This is a genomic window from Dietzia sp. E1, assembly GCF_014145015.1.
Classification (GTDB): Bacteria; Actinomycetota; Actinomycetes; order Mycobacteriales; family Mycobacteriaceae; genus Dietzia; species Dietzia cinnamea_A.
This window is the reverse complement of the sequence record NZ_JAALDU010000348.1, coordinates 1-3521: the sequence shown is the minus strand read 5'-3', so window position 1 is coordinate 3521 and position 3521 is coordinate 1. Positions and strand designations below refer to the sequence as shown.

At 70.4% G+C, this 3521-nt stretch carries 5 protein-coding genes; 3 read left to right on the top strand and 2 right to left on the bottom strand.

The features are described 5' to 3' along the window. Nucleotides 1–590, top strand: a 590-nt coding sequence (locus tag G6030_RS11610) for a DUF1906 domain-containing protein (protein WP_182643226.1), incomplete at its 5' end; no start/stop codon positions are given. 92 nt (nucleotides 591–682) lie between these two features. Here the strand turns inward: G6030_RS11610 and G6030_RS11605 are convergent. Further along, nucleotides 683–1006 (bottom strand): putative quinol monooxygenase, encoded by a 324-nt coding sequence (locus G6030_RS11605; RefSeq protein WP_182643225.1) that lies wholly within the window; start codon nucleotides 1004–1006, stop codon nucleotides 683–685. Between the two features lie 105 nt (nucleotides 1007–1111). Between G6030_RS11605 and G6030_RS11600 the strand changes: the two genes are divergently transcribed. Beyond that, nucleotides 1112–1951 carry a serine O-acetyltransferase gene (locus G6030_RS11600; RefSeq protein WP_182643224.1) on the top strand — a complete coding sequence of 280 codons (840 nt, stop codon included), beginning with the start codon at nucleotides 1112–1114 and terminating at the stop codon, nucleotides 1949–1951. Nucleotides 1952–1963: 12 nt separating this feature from the next. Next, on the top strand, nucleotides 1964–2671 hold the full coding sequence (locus G6030_RS11595; protein ID WP_007631503.1) for a response regulator transcription factor: 708 nt from the start codon (nucleotides 1964–1966) through the stop codon (nucleotides 2669–2671). Here G6030_RS11595 and G6030_RS11590 read toward each other — a convergent pair. Continuing rightward, a partial coding sequence (locus G6030_RS11590; protein ID WP_182643223.1) for an ABC transporter permease occupies nucleotides 2637–3521 on the bottom strand: 885 nt, incomplete at its 5' end. The two genes, G6030_RS11595 and G6030_RS11590, sit on opposite strands and share 35 nt — an antisense overlap.

Here is a 3521-nt window from a genome sequence, read left to right as displayed (position 1 = left end):
TGCGCTACTGCTCCAACCAGCGCCCTAACTCGGCCTGGATGACGGGCAAGCCGCTGCGGCGTCGCGAGGTGGACGACTTCCGCGCCCACGGACTCAACATGGTCTCCTGCTACCAGTACGGTCGCGCCGAGACCGCGGACTGGCACGGCGGCGCCGGCGCCGGCGATCACCACGCGCCCATCGGCATCCGCATCCACCGCGACGCCGGCGGTCCGTCGGGCGTGCCGATGTACGTGGCGATCGACGACGACCCCACCCGCTGGCAGTTCGACAACCAGATCCGCCCGTACCTCGAGCGCTGGCGCGCCCACCTGCACGGCTCCGGCATGAAGCTGGGCGTGTACGCCAACGCGCCGACCATCGACTGGTGCCGTCAGATCGGCCTCGGGCAGTACTTCTGGCAGCACGACTGGGGCTCCGGCGGGCGGCTCAACCCGGCCGCGACGATCCACCAGCTGCCGGTCCGCCAGCAGGTCACCGTCGGCGGTGTGGTGTCGGACCTCAACCGCGTCTACGCGCTCGACTACGGCCAGTGGTGGCCGATCGACCCGCTCGCGCTCGCGCAGTCGGCCCTCGGTAGCTCCATCTGATCCACCAGCGGCGGTGCCGCTCGCCCCGGCGTCGTCCGCGTCCGCGATCTCGCGGGCCGGTGAGGCCGGGGCGCACGGCTACCCGGCGGCGGTCACTCGACGGTGATCTCGCCCATCGTGCCCCACTGATCGCCCTCTGCCGTGGTGTTGATGATGCGCGGCGTGCGCTCGAGATACTGGGCGGCTGACCCCGTGAAATGCTGGAAGTGGTCCGACTTCACGTGCCGGGCCGGCGCGTCACCCTCGCGGAACGCCTCGCACAGCAGGTAGGTGTTCGGCGACTCCGGCGAGCGGTACCAGTCGAACCACAGGTTGCCCGCCTCGGCGCGGGTGGCCTCGGTGAACTCCCGGGTGATGTCGAGCCAGGAGTCGGCGAATTCGTCTTTGACGTCAAAGCGCACGTTGATGAGGATCATGTCCCCATCCTGCCGGGCCCGGCGAGGGGCGTCGAGGCGTGGCCCGGCCCGGGCGATTCGGCCGTGACTCGCCCCGCGTCGCCGCACACGCCTACGCTGTATCAGGTGACCATCGAGCTGAGCATCGAGAACCCGTGCGTCCCGCAGGCGGAGGCCGACTCCTCCGTCCGCGCCGTCTGGAACCGCTTGTCGCTCGACGCGACCTCGAGCCGGAACGAACCGCTGATCGCGGGTCTGGTCCTGGACCTCATCGACGGGTGCGACGACCTCGGTGAATCCCTGGCGCGGCTCGCCGCGTCCCGGATCGCGACGCCAGAGATCGGCCGCCACGTGCTGGAGAAGGAGATCCGGGCGGTGCTGGTCGAGCACCCCCACGTCCTCGACGCCGTGGCCGCGGACCTCGTGGTGAGCTACGAGCGGAATCCGGCGTACCCCAACTATCTGGTGCCCTATCTCTTCGCCAAGGGTTTCCTCGGCCTCCAGGTGCACCGCGTCGCCCACGAGATATGGAACTCCGGTCGCGTGATGGCCGCGTCGTTCCTGCAGAGCCGCATCTCCGAGGTCTTCGCGATGGACATCCACCCGGCCGCGCGGGTGGGCTCGGGCATCCTCGTCGACCACGCCACCGGCATCGTCGTGGGGGAGACCTGCGTGATCGGCGACGGCGTCTCGATCCTCCAGGGCGTCACCCTCGGCGGCACGGGGAACGAGGACGGCGACCGGCATCCCAAGATCGGTTCCGGCGTCCTGCTCTCGGCGGGCTCGATCGTGCTCGGCAACGTCCGCGTCGGCGACTGCTCGAAGGTCGCCGCCGGTTCGGTCGTCCTGCACGAGGTCCCGCCCCACACCACCGTGGCGGGAGTGCCCGCCAAGGTCGTCCGCCGCCACGCGGATTCGCTGGTCCCCGCCGAGCGGATGGACCAGGAGATCGACCCGCAGGGATAGGGCGGCGAGCCGATGCGGGTCCTGGTGGTCGACGACGAGCCGGCGCTGCGCGAGAGCCTCCGCCGCGGCCTCGCCGCGGGCGGGTGGTCCGTGGAGACCGCCCCAGACGGCGAGGCCGGTCTCGAGATGGCCTGCGGCGACGACTTCGACGTCGTCGTGCTGGACATCATGATGCCGCGCCGCAGCGGATACGAGGTGGTCCGCGAGATGCGGCAGCGCGGCATCTGGACCCCGGTGCTCATGCTCACCGCCAAGGACGGCGAGTACGACGAGGCCGACGCGTTCGACCTCGGAGCCGACGACTACCTGGTCAAGCCGTTCTCGTTCGTCGTCCTCGAGGCGAGGCTCCGGGCCCTCGTGCGCCGCGGCGCACCCGAACGCCCCGCCACCTTCGAGGCCGGTGACCTCGTCGTGGACCCCGCCGCCCGGGAGGTCCGCCGGGGCGACACCCGGATCAGCGTGACCGCCAGGGAGTACGCGGTGCTCGAGTACCTCATCCGCAACCGCAACCAGGTGGTGTCCAAGGCGCAGATCATGCGGGCCGTGTGGGACTCCGCCTACGATGGGGACGACAACATCGTCGAGGTCTACGTCGGCTACCTGCGCCGCAAGATCGACGCCCCGTTCGGGGCCCACGCCATCGAGACCGTCCGCGGCCAGGGTTACCGACTGGTCGACAGCCAGGTCACTCCGTCAGGGTCAGCGCCTCGCGGTACGTGAGCTTGCGTCCGGTCTGCATGATCGACCGGCGGTAGACCCGCTCGGCGATCCGGATGATCACCGCGGCGGTGACGAGCGTGATCACGGTGGCGACGGCCGGCTCCCACCACGACGCCGTGCCGGCAACCAGGCGGATCGGCATCGTCACCGTCGACATGATGGGCACGTAGGAGCCGATGACCTGCCACGTGTCCTGCAGGAAGAGGCCTCCGAAGAATACGATCATGATGACCGTGAGCAGGGGGGAGGTCGTGGTCTGGACGTCCTCGGCGCGGGTGGCCATCGCGCCGGCGACGGCGAACAGGCACGCCAGCGCGACGAATCCGATGACGAAGAGCACCAGGTACCAGACCGCCGCGCCGGCGACCGACGGCAGCAGGGTGGCGTAGTCGGTGAAGCTGAGGCCGATCAGGCCGATGGCCACGAAGATCACCATCTGGCCCAGGGCGAGGGCCGTGGCCCCGACGACCTTGCCGACGAGTAGCTGCCGCAGCGGGATGGCGGCGGCGAGGATCTCGACGATCCGCGACTGCTTCTCCTCCACGACGCTGTTGGCGATCGCGTATCCGAAGAGGATCGCCGCCATGTAGAAGAGGAAGACGAACACGAACCCGGCTATCACCTGGACCCCCTCGTCGTCCGCCCCGTCGGCCTCGAGGAGACGCTCCTCGACGACCGAGCCCGCGGTGAGATCGGCGACAGTGGTCCCGGCGGCCGCGGCGTTGCGCTCGAGCGCATCGGTCGCCACCGTCGCGCTGACCGCGGCGGCGACGTCCGGGTCGACGCCGTCGGAGCCGACGAGCGTCCACGCCCCCGGCTCGCCGAGCAGGGCGGCGTCGACGTCGCCGTC